Annotated in this window: 14 protein-coding genes; 11 read left to right on the top strand and 3 right to left on the bottom strand. The window is 61.4% G+C overall.

Annotation, left to right across the window (positions count from 1 at the left end; genetic code table 11):
* Positions 1 to 114 precede the first annotated feature (114 nt).
* The 6 genes from QHG62_RS17100 (at position 115) to QHG62_RS17075 (ending at position 8,332) form a co-directional block, all read left to right on the top strand.
* The gene (locus QHG62_RS17100; protein WP_281146759.1) at positions 115 to 2,304 is read left to right on the top strand and encodes an AAA family ATPase; all 2,190 of its coding nucleotides are present in this window, start codon (positions 115 to 117) and stop codon (positions 2,302 to 2,304) included.
* Between the two features lie 26 nt (positions 2,305 to 2,330).
* Entirely contained in the window at positions 2,331 to 3,209 is an 879-nt protein-coding gene (locus QHG62_RS17095; RefSeq protein WP_281146760.1) for a hypothetical protein, read from the top strand.
* Between the two features lie 431 nt (positions 3,210 to 3,640).
* Complete coding sequence (locus QHG62_RS17090) at positions 3,641 to 6,277, top strand: AAA family ATPase (RefSeq protein WP_281146761.1); 2,637 nt, start codon at positions 3,641 to 3,643, stop codon at positions 6,275 to 6,277.
* Positions 6,278 to 6,697: 420 nt separating this feature from the next.
* On the top strand, positions 6,698 to 7,255 hold the full coding sequence (locus tag QHG62_RS17085; protein ID WP_281146762.1) for a hypothetical protein: 558 nt from the start codon (positions 6,698 to 6,700) through the stop codon (positions 7,253 to 7,255).
* Positions 7,216 to 8,133 (top strand): hypothetical protein, encoded by a 918-nt coding sequence (locus tag QHG62_RS17080; RefSeq protein WP_281146763.1) that lies wholly within the window; start codon positions 7,216 to 7,218, stop codon positions 8,131 to 8,133. The genes QHG62_RS17085 and QHG62_RS17080 overlap by 40 nt, the downstream gene beginning before the upstream one ends.
* A gap of 25 nt (positions 8,134 to 8,158) precedes the next feature.
* Positions 8,159 to 8,332 carry a hypothetical protein gene (locus tag QHG62_RS17075; RefSeq protein ID WP_281146764.1) on the top strand — a complete coding sequence of 58 codons (174 nt, stop codon included), beginning with the start codon at positions 8,159 to 8,161 and terminating at the stop codon, positions 8,330 to 8,332.
* A gap of 185 nt (positions 8,333 to 8,517) precedes the next feature.
* On the opposite strand, the gene QHG62_RS17070 is transcribed toward QHG62_RS17075, so the two are convergent.
* Positions 8,518 to 9,024 (bottom strand): hypothetical protein, encoded by a 507-nt coding sequence (locus tag QHG62_RS17070; protein WP_281146765.1) that lies wholly within the window; start codon positions 9,022 to 9,024, stop codon positions 8,518 to 8,520.
* A gap of 400 nt (positions 9,025 to 9,424) precedes the next feature.
* Between QHG62_RS17070 and QHG62_RS17065 the strand changes: the two genes are divergently transcribed.
* The 3 genes from QHG62_RS17065 (at position 9,425) to QHG62_RS17055 (ending at position 11,174) form a co-directional block, all read left to right on the top strand.
* Complete coding sequence (locus QHG62_RS17065; RefSeq protein ID WP_281146766.1) at positions 9,425 to 10,123, top strand: hypothetical protein; 699 nt, start codon at positions 9,425 to 9,427, stop codon at positions 10,121 to 10,123.
* A 303-nt stretch (positions 10,124 to 10,426) separates the two neighbouring features.
* Entirely contained in the window at positions 10,427 to 10,687 is a 261-nt protein-coding gene (locus QHG62_RS17060; protein WP_281146767.1) for a helix-turn-helix domain-containing protein, read from the top strand.
* A 58-nt stretch (positions 10,688 to 10,745) separates the two neighbouring features.
* Positions 10,746 to 11,174 carry a hypothetical protein gene (locus tag QHG62_RS17055; protein WP_281146768.1) on the top strand — a complete coding sequence of 143 codons (429 nt, stop codon included), beginning with the start codon at positions 10,746 to 10,748 and terminating at the stop codon, positions 11,172 to 11,174.
* A 32-nt stretch (positions 11,175 to 11,206) separates the two neighbouring features.
* Here QHG62_RS17055 and QHG62_RS17050 read toward each other — a convergent pair whose 3' ends face one another.
* Positions 11,207 to 12,094, bottom strand: coding sequence for a LysR family transcriptional regulator (locus QHG62_RS17050; protein ID WP_281146769.1), 888 nt, complete (start codon positions 12,092 to 12,094; stop codon positions 11,207 to 11,209).
* A gap of 109 nt (positions 12,095 to 12,203) precedes the next feature.
* Here QHG62_RS17050 and QHG62_RS17045 point away from each other — a divergent pair, with 109 nt between their 5' ends.
* Together QHG62_RS17045 and QHG62_RS17040 are read left to right on the top strand one after the other, a co-directional pair.
* Positions 12,204 to 12,836 (top strand): FMN-dependent NADH-azoreductase, encoded by a 633-nt coding sequence (locus tag QHG62_RS17045; RefSeq protein ID WP_281146770.1) that lies wholly within the window; start codon positions 12,204 to 12,206, stop codon positions 12,834 to 12,836.
* 54 nt (positions 12,837 to 12,890) lie between these two features.
* Positions 12,891 to 13,619, top strand: a complete 729-nt coding sequence (locus tag QHG62_RS17040) for a glutathione S-transferase (RefSeq protein WP_281146771.1) — start codon at positions 12,891 to 12,893, stop codon at positions 13,617 to 13,619.
* A gap of 2 nt (positions 13,620 to 13,621) precedes the next feature.
* Here the strand turns inward: QHG62_RS17040 and rsmI are convergent, their stop codons facing one another.
* Positions 13,622 to 14,581, bottom strand: coding sequence for a 16S rRNA (cytidine(1402)-2'-O)-methyltransferase (rsmI, locus tag QHG62_RS17035; protein ID WP_281146772.1), 960 nt, complete (start codon positions 14,579 to 14,581; stop codon positions 13,622 to 13,624).
* Between the last annotated feature and the right edge of the window lie 14 nt (positions 14,582 to 14,595).

The following is a 14,595-nucleotide window of genomic DNA, read 5'->3' as shown; positions in this document are numbered from 1 at the left end:
CGTTTACCCGGGCATCCTGCTCAAGCCGGAAGATCAACTCATAACACTTCTGCAGGTAGCCACAGGCCCTTCTAAACGTCGCTAGACTGACGCCTCAAAACGAGGAGGCGATGGATGAGAAAGGTGAACCGTGGAAGCGCGACGTTGCCCGAAATCCTGCATGGGGACGAGGTGCGTGCGGCCAAGGCTGCGTTGGCCGAGCACTATCGGCTTGACCCGCAGGAGCGTGCCCGCAGAAGGCCGCCGCTCAATGCCAAGATCTGGACGTCGGCCATGGTGCGACGGCAGGTTGCCGAGGTTTTCTTGTCCAAATGCGCCTATTGCGAGACCCCGCTGGACAGCTCCAATTCTGGCGACGTCTCGCATCACCGGCCACCCGGCAATGCGGTCGGCTTTCGGGACCAATCAGACGTTGCCAGTCCTGACCATTACAGCTGGTTTGCCTATGAATGGGAGAACATTTTTCTCTCATGCGCGGCCTGCAACCGGGCAAAGCGCAACTTGTTTCCCGTCCAAGGCCCGCGCGCGCGCTTGCGTTCTAGCTGGGCTGAGGCCGAGAACGGTGAAGAGGCGCTTTTGGTCAACCCCTGTCGGGTTGAACCGCGCAAGCACATGCGCTTTGGGGTCGATGGCAGCGTCGTTGGAGCGGATGAGGTGGGGCGCGTCACTGTGGAGGTATTGAATCTCAACCGACCCGACTTGACCCAGGTCAGAGCTCAAACATTCAGGCAATGTTTCGAGTTGCTCGATCAAGGACGAACCGACGAAGAATACTTAAACGGATTCCGCCGAGCCTTGCTCGACGAGGCCCCCTTTTGCGGCGCTATGCGCGTCATATTTTTCGAGCTTCTCTCCGACTTCAACTCGTCGGCCAGTCTCCCGAAGCCATCGTTTCGAACCATTGTTGACGATGCCATCCACACTTCGAAGGTTGCCAGCGACAAACAGTGGCGAGAGCTAGTCGACCATGCGGAATCTGGCGCACCGCTTCTGGATCGGAACTCGTGGCGCCCGCTTGAAGAGCAGCTCATGACGCGCTTTCAGTGGGAGCCCCGCACGTCGCAGCTGCGCCGAGTTCGTATCCAGAATTTCAAAGGTATAGCGAACCTTGATCTTGAAATCCCGCACGCCGATCCTCATGAGACCGGCGCGCCTTGCATGATGCTGCTCGGAGAAAACTCCACAGGCAAGAGCACCACATTGCAAGCCATTGCACTGGCGATGATGGGGTCACCCATGCGCGCACGCATGGGGGTGTTGCCGGAGGACTTTCTTCCGCGCGAGGTTTCCGGTTGGCAACTTGATGACACCGTCATGCCGGAAGTCATCCTGGATTTCGACACCGGTGAGCCTGTGCGCCTGCAGATCGACCCGCTGACCAAGCGCTTCATCGGGGAAGAGCAACCGACCATGATGCTGATGTCTTTCGGCTCTCGTCGTTTCTTTGGCAAGGAGGGCGTTCGCCGGCAACCCGCCTCGACGCTGCGCTCCTTGTTTGATCCTTTTGCCAAGCTCCAGCATCCGGGCCGGTGGCTCCAGGGGCTCGCTCCAGATGCCTTTGACGCGCTCGCACGCGCATTGCGCGAGGTGCTGGTGCTCCAACCGGAAGACCGCATTGGGCGAGACGAAGAGGGGCGCCTGTTCGTTCATGCACATGGGCGCGACACGCCATTGGAGCGACTGAGTGATGGCTACCGCTCCCTGATCGCAATGGTCCTGGACATCATGCGTGACATGCTCAAGGCATGGGGTGACCTAGAAAACGCGCGCGGCCTGGTGCTGATCGACGAGATCGAAACGCATCTGCATCCGCGATGGAAGTTGCGCGTTGTCTCGGCACTTCGCAAGGCCATGCCCAACGTTCAGTTTGTTGCCACCACACACGATCCGCTGTGTCTCAGAGGCATGCGGGACGATGAGGTGCAGGTGTTCGTGCGCGACGAGGCGCACAGGATCGAGGTTCTGAGCGGCTTGCCTGACGTTCGTGGGCTGCGCGCGGAGCAGCTCCTGACGTCCGACTACTTCGGTCTCGCCAGTACGGCGGATCCTGACGTAGAGAGCGCGTTGGAGCACCTCGCGCTGCCTGCGGGCATCCGATCACAGGCACGCGACGAGGACATTCGCGCGTTGCAGGCTTTCAAGTGGCTCGGTGACACGCCGGTTGAGCAGATCGTCAACGAAGCGCTGCGCCGGTTCGTCGACGAGGGCGCAGGCTTGCCGCAGGACCGGGGGCAACTCAGGGAGGCCGCGGTGACGGGCGTGCTCGCCCGGCTGCGGGCGCTGCGCGCGGGGCCTCAAGCATGAGGCGGGTGGACAGAACGCGGGTGCCGGTGCCCGCATCGCTGGAAGGTCCTCACAGTCCCGCGGCGCGTGAGCGTCTTCGAGCGGCGCAGCATTTCCTGGACACCCCTAACGAAGCGTTCACTTTTAGCGTCTATAAGCGGCAGGATGTGGTCGACGCCCTGAATGCATTGTTTTTGGGTAAGTGCGCGTACTGCGAGTCGAGCATCAAGGCGGTCGAACCGACGGATATCGAGCACTTCCGTCCCAAAGGTCGCGTTGCCGAATGTCCTGGCCATCCTGGCTATTGGTGGCTTGCGGCCGCCTGGGACAATCTCTTGGCAAGTTGCATCGACTGCAATCGCCGCCGCCATCACGACGCCTGTGACGCGGGCCACGCTACCGGAGGGCAAGTGGCCAATGCCCCGGTGAATCTGGGCAAGAGCGACCTGTTCCCGATTCTGGGGCCGCAATACGCCCTGGCTGAAGGGGACGACCACGAGGCCGAAGACGCCGCGCTAATTGATCCCACGCGACGGGATCCGGGTGCCCACCTGAGTTGGCGGGAAGAAGGTGACTGGTGCCTGCTGGGGCCTCGCGTGCACGCCGGTGTTCTCGACCGCTACGGTGACCATACTGCGCGCGTGTTCGGGCTTAACCGTCAGGGACTGGTAGAAGTGCGTACCGCGCGGCTGCGGGAGATTCAGGCGCGCGTTGTGCTGATCGAGAGGCGCATCGACAGAGCCATCGCAATGCCGGAGCCGTTTTCCTCTGAGGAACTGAACGAAACCTTCGAGGAGTTCCTGTCCCTTTATGCATTCGCGGAGCCGGACCAGCCGTATTGCGCGATGGTGGACGACCTGTTGGCTCGGGAGTCACAGCGATTGACGAGCAAATACGAGGCTTTGGCTGCGCCTGCGAGGGCCTGAACACGGATTGGGAGCAACGTGGTGACGCACGAACGACAGCGGTTTGTCGGCTCGGTGCGAACGATCTCTGAATAGCCTGCGCGATGTGCAGCGACAAAAAGCTGCTGCACCTCACGGTCGTCCATCGCGTCGAGCGGTGAGGGGACGACCTTGGTCGGACTATTGCCAAATGGCAGTTATCGATCGCAGAGTGAGCATTCCGGTAGAGGTGCAAAGAGCCACGAGATCAGTAAAGACTATGGCTTCAGGTCGCGGATTGGAGTTGGTGCGTGAGGCACTCATCGGATGCTTCCCATCGGCCGAGACCGCCATCGTTCCTCGAGCGATATGGTCGCACCGATCTAAATCCACTACAGTTGGTTACCAGATCAAACCTAGGATCACATTCCGGTCCCAGCTTCTTTGGTGTGACCGCTGAAAGGAAATCGCTGATGACGATCCTGCAGGAAATCCATGCTTGGTCCAAGGGCCTTCCGGCCTGGCAACAAGATGCCATCGCCAGGCTCTACGCCGACCGGATGCTCGGCGCGGTCGACATAGACGACCTCTATGCCCTGGCGAAGACTGAGGTCGGTATCCCAGATCCGGGAGGGCGCACACCAAAAAAACTCGAGGATGCCCAAGTGGCGCCGCTGGCGAATCCGGCTCGCGTCGTCTTGCTAACGGCCATCAGAGAGTTGGCGAACGTCAATGCATTGGCAAACGGTGCGCGCCTGCCCATCGCGCGGGTCGGCGTAACGACCATCTACGGTGAGAACGGTGTTGGGAAGTCAGGCTACTCGCGCGTGTTCAAGAAGGCCTGCCGAGCGCGCGATCGACGCGAACCCATCCTGCCCAACGCGAACCTGGAGCCCGGGAAGAGCGGACCGGCTCAGGCGACGTTCGAGGCGGAGATAGACGGCGTTGCAACCGATCTGCCTTGGAAAGACGGCACCGAGCCCCCCGAACCGCTATCGGACATCGCCATCTTCGATTCGCACTGCGCTCGTGCTTATATCGACAATCAGGGCGACTTCGCTTACGCCCCGTATGGCTTGGACATCTTGGAGGGATTGGCCGGCGCTTGCAACAAGCTCAAGACTCGCGCTACGGCAGAGAAGGTTGCGAACACCCCAAGCAATGCTGCCTATGCGGTTCTCGCCGGGGAGCAAACGGAGGTCGCCAAGAAATTGCTTGGCATCCCGGCCAAGACCAAGGCCGAGGACATCGAGACGCTGGCCACGCTCAGTGAGGCTGAGGTGGCGCGGCTCGCCCTGCTGAACGAGACCTTGGCCGAAGTCGATCCGAAGCAGAAGGTCTTGGCCCTACGCCAGAAGGCCACCCGCTTGACCTCGTTGAAGGACCGGATCGCAGCGGCGGTCGGCGTCTTGAACGAAGAGAAGGTCGGTTCGCTTCAAGCGCTGATCGACAAGTCGAATGCTGCCAAGGGAGCAGCGGAAGTAGCGGCACGCGAGTTCAAGACGACGCCTGGCCAGTTGGCCGGCACGGGCGGCGAAGAGTGGAAGGCCCTCTTTGAGGCCGCACGAGCTTTTGCCGAGCTCAGCCACGCAGGCCACGAGTTCCCTGGTCTTCCCGCCGACGCAGTCTGTCCCCTCTGTCAGAACGCCCTCGGACAGGATGGGGCGGCGCGGCTGCTGCGATTCGACGCTTTCGTCAAGGCGGCTGCAGAGGAGGCGGCAAAGGATGCACGCGAGGCCGCTGCTGTCCCCTTTAGAGTCATTCAGCAGGCGAACGTGGACCTGATGTTCAGCGATGCTCTGGTTGAGGAAGTGACCGAACTCGCGCCAGAAGTCGCAGCGGCCTGCGCAGCCCTTCAGGAGGGCCTCAAGGCCCGCCAGTCGGGCGTGCTTCAGGCGGCTGCGGGCAAACTACCCTGGGATGCGCTCCCTAAACTTTCCACCGACCCACAACCCGAACTAGCCGAAATCATCAACCGTCTGCTGGAACAGGCCAAGGCACTTGATGCCACTGCCGACGAGAAGCTAAAGGCGGCTATGGTTTCAGAGCGGATGGAACTCGACGCGCGTCGCAGGTTGGCTGAAGTCAAGGCCGCTGTGCTCGAGGCGATGACTAAGCACGAACTCTGTCGCAAGCTGCAGGTCTGCATCGATGGCATGGAAACTCGGGGCATCTCCCGGAAGTCGACGGATCTCTCTCGAACGACGGCCAGTCAGGAGCTGGCCGATGCCCTAAATGCCGAACTCAAGCTACTTAAGGTCCATCACCTCAGCGCCGTGATGAAGCCTGAGTCGCCAGGCGGCAAAACGCAGTTCAAGCTCACCCTGCAGTTGCCCGGCGGTGGTACGCCGGCGGCCATCCTCAGTGAAGGAGAGCAGCGAGCTATTGCCATCGCGTCATTCATGGCAGAGATCCGCCTCGGCAAGGGGCGCGGCGGCATTGTGCTCGATGACCCCGTCTCGTCGTTGGACCATCGGCGCCGCTGGGAGGTCGCCGAGCGGCTGGCGAGCGAATCGCTGACCCGGCAGGTTATCGTATTTACGCACGACATCTACTTCCTCCTTATTCTGGAGCAGAAGGCTGAGGAGGTCGGCGCAACACTGACCAAAAACTACATCCGCAAAACCGCTGACGGCTACGGCGTCCATTCCGAGGACCTGCCCTTCGACGTCCTTGGAACGAAGGATCGTTTGGGCCGCCTTAGGCAGATGCTCATCGCTGTCCGCAAGGCGGCGAAGGACGGCGACGAAGATCTGCAGCGCGTCCTGACAACCAAGTGTTACGGCCACCTCCGCCTCGCATGGGAACGCTGCATCGAGGAGGTCTTGCTCAACGGTGCCGTACAGCGCTTTGGTGAGGGCGTGTCTACCCAGCGCCTCAAAGGGGTGACGGTAACGGACGATGACTATCGCGAGATCGACTCCGGCATGACCAAGTCTTCGAAGTTCGAACACGACGCTGCAGCGGCGATTGGCAGGCTACCGATACCAGAGCCAGACGAACTCAGTGACGACATCGAGCGATTGGCCAAGTGGCGCGAGACGCTCAATAAGCGAGTGGAAGCGATTGCCAAAGGCATGGCTAGTAGGTCAGCCCTCTTCGCCACTTGATTTCCCTTCTGGTCAGTTACGGAGGTATCGCTGATGGAGAAAGGCAGTACGCCACGGCTTGTGCACGGACTCGATCCAGACGACACAAGCCGTCCTCCGGTCGCCAGACTGAACTCTGGAGGGTTGCCAATCGACGCAGGCCAAACCCACAAAGTCTGGCGCGGTCAAGTGCAAGTGGATGGCTGTCTTGAGCCGTGCATACCCGTTGCAATCAAGTGGATGCCCGGGCAAGCAAAATTGCCGATCGAGCTTGCGTGCTCCTTGGCTGCCGCTGAACTGAGCTTGCCGGTGCCTCGTGGAGTAGTTGTACTTGCAATGCGCGACCAACTGCCAGGACTCCCAGCAACTGCACGCCCTTTGCCTGGAACGAGCGACTACTTATGCTTCGGCAGCCTCTATCAATGGCCGGACGACAGCACTATGCGATTCCTTGACGACGAGGCCGTCGCGGAATACACATGGCGAAAGCTGTGTGATCTGCCCGTAGCTTCGCAAGGGGCCGCTTGGGATGAACTCGCAGCGAATCATGACAGGCATGTGAAGAACTTGATCTACACAGGTACTGACCGGCGCGAGTACATGTTCATCGATCATGAACTGGCATTGGAGCCCATCGCGACTGCAATGCGCAACTGGGCCGCTCAGCGGGCGCGACAAAGCATTCTGGACCATCGAGCCAGAGTGAATCAAGTGGCTGCACAGTTGACAAAGCGGCGTCCGAACGACCACGACATGCTGGCGCAACCTGCCCGGTTGTCGCGTGCCCAGCGGCGAGTTGAGCTTCTGGCTGACAAGGTGCGCCAGTGGTCTACCGGCCATTCTCAGATCGATCCTATCTGGCCGCTCGTTGAAGTAGTATTGCGCGGCATAGCCACTCGACTTCCCGCCCTCGACCTCATGATGCATGAACGACTTCGAGTACCGAGCGCGAAAGACTTATGGAACTCCTCGTCCAACCCAAAGAATCCAGCCGGCTGATCGGCGTTACACCGCCGTTTGTTGCGAGGTATAGGGCTGTGCTGTGGGAGCCAATATTCGGCACCGGGGAGCGTCTTGTTGCGCTTGTAGCCATTGAGCCGCACGAAGCGACAGGCCAGGCCGTCTCACCTGCTACCTACCCTGTCATTGCCGCGCCACGGCTACGCCGACTCCTCGGACGCGAGCGCGGCAATGCGTCGGCCAACACTCTGCGGGAATGTGCGCAGTTCATGACGCAGCGGCAGCAGGCAGGCTTACCTCTTGACGAATTGCGACCGCTGTTTCGCGGCTTCGAGCCCGGTCCAGTGATGGTAGCCAGGGCTTGGGGAATCGAGCAGTTGCTTGATGCTGCAGTTCGCAGCGTTAGTGCATTCGGATCGGCGGAGGAAATGATAGAGGAAGAGGAATCCCGACAGAGTCCAAGACACACAGTCCGCACCGGTGAGTTCTTGACTCAACTGCGTCGAATTTTCATTGGCCACGCTAAGGAACTCGCTTCACGATTCGATGTTCCTTTGAATGGACTCGGCGATGTTCCAGATGTAGTCGTGGACTATGCGGACGGCCCTCTAGTCGTTCAAGTAACGAGCCTGCCAAGCACTGAACGGCAGGCCGAGCATACGGAACGCGAGGCAGAGGCCAAGCTGTTCCAACTCGGCGTCGCACGTAAGCAGATGTCGGGCAATGCGTTCACTCCTACCCTACTGTTCAATACCGATGCGCTAGCTGAAAGTGCGGGAAGTGAGGCACATAAGCACGCGGAGGCAACATATGCCCGTTTGGTCCGATTTGCGAAATTCGAGGGTGTCCGCATTCTTGAGGCACCCAGTCCGAGTATTGCCGCGCGCTTACTCGACACTCAGCACGACTACGGTTGATCGTCTGTTCGCACAGAGGCCTGACATGTCGGGTTTCAACTTCGTGACCGAATGGCCAGCCAGTGCCCATTACACCGTGCTCGGCCTGCGAATGACTTCATTGCACAAAGGTGTCGCTCGACCGCCGGTCTCCTATTCGCCATCGCTGCTGCGTGCCTCGTGCAACATCGTCAGCAAGCGCAAACGGCCTGACTTGTGATCATGCTGGATCTATATCTTTGTCGCCGAATGACCGCAAGTACGCCTAGACCGGGCATTCGGTCGGTCAGTGTCAAGGCCTACAACGCTGCTGCGAAGCAGACATACGCGACGGTTGGATGAATGATCGCAAAAGGTCCCTCACAGCCTTAGGTTTCAGCGTTCTCGCTATCCCACGGAAGCCGTTCAATGCTCTTGCGTGTCTGTTGAACGAACATTTAGAGGCCAACGCCACTCCTTCGGGTCCGTGCTGAAAGATTCCTGCTCAAGACGTCGAAGCTCTGCGAAGCCGGACGACCGCGCCTTGATCTCGGTCCAAGCGCGCACGAACGCAGGTAGTTCCAGGTTTGACTTCATCCCCTCCGACCAACTGCGCCAAACTTCCGGGGTAATGCGTCCACGAGCGCGGAGCGAGATCTGTTCGTTGGTCAGGTCCACGTAACGATAAAGCTCGTCGAATGCATCCTCGTATTCTGTATCGGCTAGAACCTCGCCCATCAAAGCCTTCTTCGACAGTTGTCCCGCCAGTTCGCGGTACTCCTTCGCCAAGGCATCTTCAAAGGAAAGTTGTGCGAGCTCGCGGCTCGTCTTGAGCTGGTGCCTCGCATACCAGACGCCAACCGCTGCCACACAGGCTGCGACTGCCGATATGACGCTGCCGACTGCGCTAACGATATCGGTGGTATCAGACATGGAGTCCTTGAACTTAAACGACTAAATTCCGCAGCCGCCGAAGTCGTGCCAGTGGAATGACGAGTTGCGGCCGACTGTAGCCGAAGGCCGGCCGGCGGTGCGGGGCCCAAAAGAATCAGCCGAGGTGATAGGCCGCTTGCCCGAAACCGGACCTTTGGACGGAGCTGAAGCGACTGGCCACCGCGCCGCTTTGGGCTTGGCGCTGCTATTCGCCGGCGTGTGAGCCGACATCTGACACAAGACGAAGGCTGGCGGCCGGCACTTGCGTCTCTCTAAGGGCATGAAGAAACCCGCAACTATGCGCGGTGGCCTCTCGCCCTGTGTAGAGAGCTATTTTCACGGATCGGAAATGCGCTGTGACAACCAGCCTACACTCGCCAGCACCGCTAGGGAGAAGCAAATGGCAATGTCCGATGCTCGGCGAATTTCGGAAGCCGTAGGTAGCTGGCTTCATCTTGAGTTTGCCTGCTATCGCGGAGGACTCTTTTCGGAAGCGGCGTTAAAGGCCGCGGTGGGGAGCGTTCTAAGCTCATTTCCGATTGAGGTCCATGGGGCGAGGGCCCACGCTGAAGTGAGGCACGACGCGCTCGGAACCAAGCGTCGACTGGACTATGCACTGTGTTTACGGAAAGATAACGAGATAGTTCAATCTGTCCAAGTCGCTGTTGAGTCGAAGTGGGCCGGATCCTCCTACTGCAAGACGGAAAACATTGCCCAAGATTTCATGCGACTGATGCTGGTAAAGCGCGCGAATCCGTCAGCAAAATGCGTTTTTTTACTCGCGGGCTCTGCAACGAATCTTGCGTCAGTGCTTTCCTTGCCGCCGTTCACGACAAATGCAAAAAGCAATGTTGGGCTAAGAGCGAGCCAGACCCAGACTCGTATCACTTTCGATCGTAGTCGGCCGACCCACATCGCAGCCTTTACTAAAGCAATCCAAGATTGGCATCCCAAAGTCGCGATTCCTGCAGGTTTTTTAGCGAAGAGCTACGGATTGCACCCGCAACAAACAGTGGTGAGAACAGTCAGGTTTCAAGCGATCGCGTGGGAGGTGATTAGTGTGGCAACCACAAACCTTGACAATGCAAGCTCCTGGTGAATGTCCTTGGAACCCGACCCGTGCTTCTTCATTCGCGCTTGACAGTCGTCTCTTGAAATAGGTCCACTGCTGGGTGGATGTCTACGAAGCAGACAGCTGCGACCAGTCGCTCTTGGCCGAAGGCTGAGGTGGCCTCGGTCGGCGACAGTCCGCTTCCACTGCATACGAGTCACTACTCCACTGTGGCCTCAGCAGAGGAAACGAGGTATCGGAACTTCTTCCGGATATCGCCATACTGCTCGCGGGACCGCATCTCGAAAAGTCGCGTTACGACTATTCCTGAATGGGCCAGACCATGAGCGCATGGCCGTTTCTCTTTATCACGCTGAATACGAGGCGCTGCGCAATCTCATGCGTAGCCTTCGGGTGACGGCCGGACTGACGCAGGCGCAGATGGCCGAAGCCTTGGGGGTGGGCCAGTCCTACGTCTCTAAGCTTGAACGTGGCGAGAACTTCGTTGACGTGCTGCTGTTTGCCCGGTGGTGTTCGGTTTGCGGGGTCAAGCCAGACATCGGGTCGGAAGGAGAACAAGCTATTGAGGGCCGTTCCCATGAAACGGAATGAAGGCAGACTCAAGCCTCTCTCTTGCCTCTCTCCAGATACGCCTTTCAACAGAGCTTTGATGGCGTGCAAGACCTTGGATGACCATCGTGCCTCCAGTGAAATTCGCGCGAGGCAGAGCGGCGTCGAGGAGACTCGGCGCGCAGAATTTCCGCGTCTAACGGTGTGGACGCTCGGCTCCGGGCTTTGGTCTCTGCGGGTCCCAAAAGAAAGCACCGCAACCGCCTCGAGCCGCACGCTCAAGTTGATGGCGATTGGCGGCAAACTGATCCGCCGCAGCTTGACGGGTGCCGAGGACGCGGAGCCACTGATCTCCGCATTCGCGCAGGGAGTGGTGCTGGGGTTCTACCGGCTTGCACGGAGCGACATTCCCAGCGAGTTGGAGGGCGTGGGTTTCTGGCGGCATTGCGAGTTGGCCATCGTCCACCAAGCTGGCGTGGCCGGCGGCCGGCGGATTCGCGCGCAGGATGATCGAAACCCGAGCCGGTAAGTTGTCAGCAGTGCAGCGCCGCTCGCCCGGCGCTATACCCCGGTCGCTCCCGCACGCGACCCCCTCCACCGAAAGCAGGCCTCCCGCACCTCGTCAACCAGCGCCGACAGTGCCTCAGGCGCGGCGCCGCTCCCACCGCGCTGAATCACAAACCGCGCTGGCGGCAGCGCCGGCAAAAAGCTCCCCGCCGCAATGGCCTTCAGCCCCGGCGACATGCCCGAGGGCGTCAGCGCGGTAATGGCCAGCCCAGTAGCGGCCGCTGCCGTCAACGCGCTCGAGCCCTGAGCGGTCAGCACGATCTGCCAATTGGCCGCGCCATGGCCCGCCAGCGATGCCAGCGCGGCTTCGCGAAAAGGGCAGGGCTCCGAAAGAAAGGCGAGCGGAATCGGCCCCTCGGGGTCGAGCAGCGACTTTTCTGAAAACGCCCAGACGAGCGGTTCCATCCACAGGGTTTCGGTGTCGCTGCCGGCATCGCACACGGTGCCGACCATCAGGTCGAGCGAGCATTCGCGCACCTGCCTGGCAAGCACGGTGCTGATGCCGCAGGTCACTTCCACATGCACGCCCGGCCTGCGGCTGCGAAAGCTCGCCAGCGCGGCAAACAGCCATTCGCTCGGAAACCCTTCAGAACAGCCTAGGCGCAGCGTGGTCGGCGCATGCCGCGGCGCCGCAAGCCTGGAGACGGCCTGCTGCTGCAGGCTGAGAATGCTCCTGGCATAACTCAGCAGCACGCTGCCTTGCGCGGTGAGCTGCAGCGAGCGGGTGGTGCGCTCGAACACGCGGCAACCCAGCTGCTCTTCCAGCCGCTTGATCTGCGCGCTCACGGCCGATTGGGTCAGGTGCATGGCGTCGGCCGCGCGGGTCACGCTGGCGTGGTCGGCAACCGAGACAAAGGCACGCAGCAGTTGGGAGTCGAGCATGGCGGTTCAGTGCGAATGGTTCTGAATGTCTGCAAATTATGTTGCTTGTGTGCTTTGTGCGGCGTGCCTAGCCTCGGCTCACCGCAACCACTCACACTGCACACACGCCATGAAAGAACTGCTGTACATCGAAACGTCGCCAAGAAAAACGCGCTCCGCCAGCATCGAGGTGGCCGGCGCGTTCATCGACGAGGTGCGGCGCATGCACCCGCAATGCCGCCTGACCACGCTGAACCCCTGGACGATGGATTTGCCCGAGCTGTCGCAAGACATGCTCGACGCCAAGTACGCCGGCATCAACGGCGTGCCGCTCACCGCCGCGCAGCAAACGGCGTGGGACGAAGTGCGGCGCATTGCCGCGCCCTTTCACACGGCAGACCACATCGTGCTTGCGGTGCCGCTCTGGAACTTTGGCATTCCCTACAAGCTCAAGCAGCTGATCGACGTGGTCTCGCACAAAGACGTGCTTTTTCGCTTCGACGCATCGGGCCTCTCGGGCATGCTGCAGACGCGCATGGCAACGGTGGTCTGCGCGCGGGGGCTCGACTATCCGCTGGGCAACGATGGCTCCGCGCACAAACTCGACTTTCAGCTGCCCTACATCGAAACGTGGCTGCGCTTTATCGGCGTGCGCGAGGTGCGTTCGGTCATCGTCGAAAAAACGCTGATGGGGCCAGAGGTCGATGCCGATGCAAGAGCCTCCGCAAAGCGCAGGGCCACAGAGCTTGCCAAGGGGCTCTAAGGGTCTGAACGCCGGGCGGTTGCAGGGCCGCGCAGACTTTGACACCATGGCCGCATGACCTACCAACTTCACTACTGGCCCACCATCCAGGGCCGAGGCGAATTCGTGCGGCTCGCGCTTGAGGCGGCCGGTGCCGACTACGTGGACGTGGCGCGGCTGCCTGAGTCGAAGGGCGGCGGTGAATCTGCATTGGGCGGCCGGCTCGATGACCCGGAGATCGTGCGCCCGGCCTTCGCGCCGCCGTTCCTCATCGACGGCGACATCGTCGTCGGGCAGACCGCGGCCATCCTGCTGTACCTTGGGCCAAGGCTGGGGCTCGCGGGCGTGGGCGAATCGGACGGGCTGTGGACGCACCAGCTGCAGCTCACCATTGCCGACGTGGTGGCCGAGGCGCACGACACGCACCACCCCATATCCACCGGCGCCTACTACGAAGACCAGCGCGACGCGGCCATGCAGCGGGCGCGGGCCTTTCGCGAAGAGCGCATTCCAAAGTTTTTGAACTGGTTCGAGCGGGTGCTGCAGCGCAACCCCGCAGGGCCGGCGCACCTTGTGGGCGATGTGCTCACCTACGCCGACCTGTCGCTGTTCCAGCTGGTGGATGGGCTGCGCTATGCGTTCCCCAAGGCCGCTGCAAGGGCGCTGGCCGACACGCCCCGGGTCGAAAAGCTGCACGACAACGTCAAGCGCCGCCAGCGCGTGCACGACTACCTGCAAAGCCCGCGCCGCATCGCGTTCAATGAAGACGGGATCTTCAGGCGCTATGCGGAGCTGGATGGTTGAAGTTATTCGGCGTCGTCCGCCGAGCCGCCATCGTTGCGAATGCGCAGCGCCGTTTCATACAGCGCATTGCGCGGCGCGCCGCTGATTTCCGCCGCCAGGCGCACGGCGGTTTTCACCGGCAGCTCGGCCAGCAATAGCCGCAGCACGCGTTCTCCCTCGGCGCCGTCGTCGCCGGCCACTGCCACGGGGTGCAGCACCAGCGCGAATTCGCCGCGCGTGCGGTCGCGGCCGGCCGCAAACCAGTCGGGCAGGGTGCTGGCGGGCACGGTCGCAATTTCTTCGAATTGCTTGGTGAGCTCGCGCCCGACGGTAATGGGCCGCTCGCCCAGCACCGCGAGTGCGCGGGCCAAAGCCTCGATGCGGTGCGGGGCCTCCAGCAGCACCACGGCGCGGGGCTCTTGCGCAAGCGCCTGCACGGCGGTGTCGCGCTCGCCCGCCTTGCTCGGGAGAAAGCCCGCAAAAACGAAGGCGCTGCTGGCGTTGCCGTCGCTGCCGTCGGCCACCAGCCCGGCCGCACCGATGAGCGTGGTCACGCTGCTGGCACCCGGCAGGGGCAGCACGCGCTGGCCGGCCGCGCGCACGGCAGCCACCAGCCGCGCGCCGGGGTCGCTTACGCCGGGCGTGCCGGCGTCGCTTACGTAGGCAATGCGCTCACCCTGGGCAAGCCGTGCGGCCACGGCCTGCGCGGCCTCGGCCTCGTTGTGCTGGTGCACGGCCAGCAGCTGGGCGTTGGGACGGTCGATGCCGTAGGCGCGCAGCAGGCTTTGGGTGTGGCGCGTGTCCTCGCAGGCCACGGCGTCGACAAGCTGCAGCACATGCAGCGCCCGCAGGGTGATGTCGGCCAGGTTGCCGATGGGCGTGGCCACCACGTAGAGCGTGCCCTGCGGATAATGCTGCGCACCCGAGGCATCGCGCGCTGCCGCAAGAGCGGCGCCGAAGGTGGCGGGAGCGAGTGAAGCCAATGGATTTCTCCGAA

Source organism: Variovorax paradoxus, from assembly GCF_029919115.1.
GTDB classification, from domain to species: Bacteria; Pseudomonadota; Gammaproteobacteria; order Burkholderiales; family Burkholderiaceae_C; genus Variovorax; species Variovorax paradoxus_O.
This window is presented reverse-complemented; position numbering and strand designations above follow the sequence as displayed.

Bases quoted from the DNA above. Each gene is read 5' to 3' on its own strand.
- QHG62_RS17070 (WP_281146765.1), bottom strand. From the start codon at position 9,024: ATGTCTGATACCACCGATATCGTTAGCGCAGTCGGCAGCGTCATATCG.
- QHG62_RS17055 (WP_281146768.1), top strand. From the start codon at position 10,746: ATGGCGTGCAAGACCTTGGATGACCATCGTGCCTCCAGTGAAATTCGC.
- QHG62_RS17060 (WP_281146767.1), top strand. From the start codon at position 10,427: ATGGCCGTTTCTCTTTATCACGCTGAATACGAGGCGCTGCGCAATCTC.
- QHG62_RS17090 (WP_281146761.1), top strand. From the start codon at position 3,641: ATGACGATCCTGCAGGAAATCCATGCTTGGTCCAAGGGCCTTCCGGCC.
- QHG62_RS17085 (WP_281146762.1), top strand. From the start codon at position 6,698: ATGCGATTCCTTGACGACGAGGCCGTCGCGGAATACACATGGCGAAAG.
- QHG62_RS17100 (WP_281146759.1), top strand. From the start codon at position 115: ATGAGAAAGGTGAACCGTGGAAGCGCGACGTTGCCCGAAATCCTGCAT.
- QHG62_RS17075 (WP_281146764.1), top strand. From the start codon at position 8,159: ATGTCGGGTTTCAACTTCGTGACCGAATGGCCAGCCAGTGCCCATTAC.
- QHG62_RS17045 (WP_281146770.1), top strand. From the start codon at position 12,204: ATGAAAGAACTGCTGTACATCGAAACGTCGCCAAGAAAAACGCGCTCC.
- QHG62_RS17065 (WP_281146766.1), top strand. From the start codon at position 9,425: ATGGCAATGTCCGATGCTCGGCGAATTTCGGAAGCCGTAGGTAGCTGG.
- QHG62_RS17080 (WP_281146763.1), top strand. From the start codon at position 7,216: ATGGAACTCCTCGTCCAACCCAAAGAATCCAGCCGGCTGATCGGCGTT.
- QHG62_RS17050 (WP_281146769.1), bottom strand. From the start codon at position 12,094: ATGCTCGACTCCCAACTGCTGCGTGCCTTTGTCTCGGTTGCCGACCAC.
- QHG62_RS17040 (WP_281146771.1), top strand. From the start codon at position 12,891: ATGACCTACCAACTTCACTACTGGCCCACCATCCAGGGCCGAGGCGAA.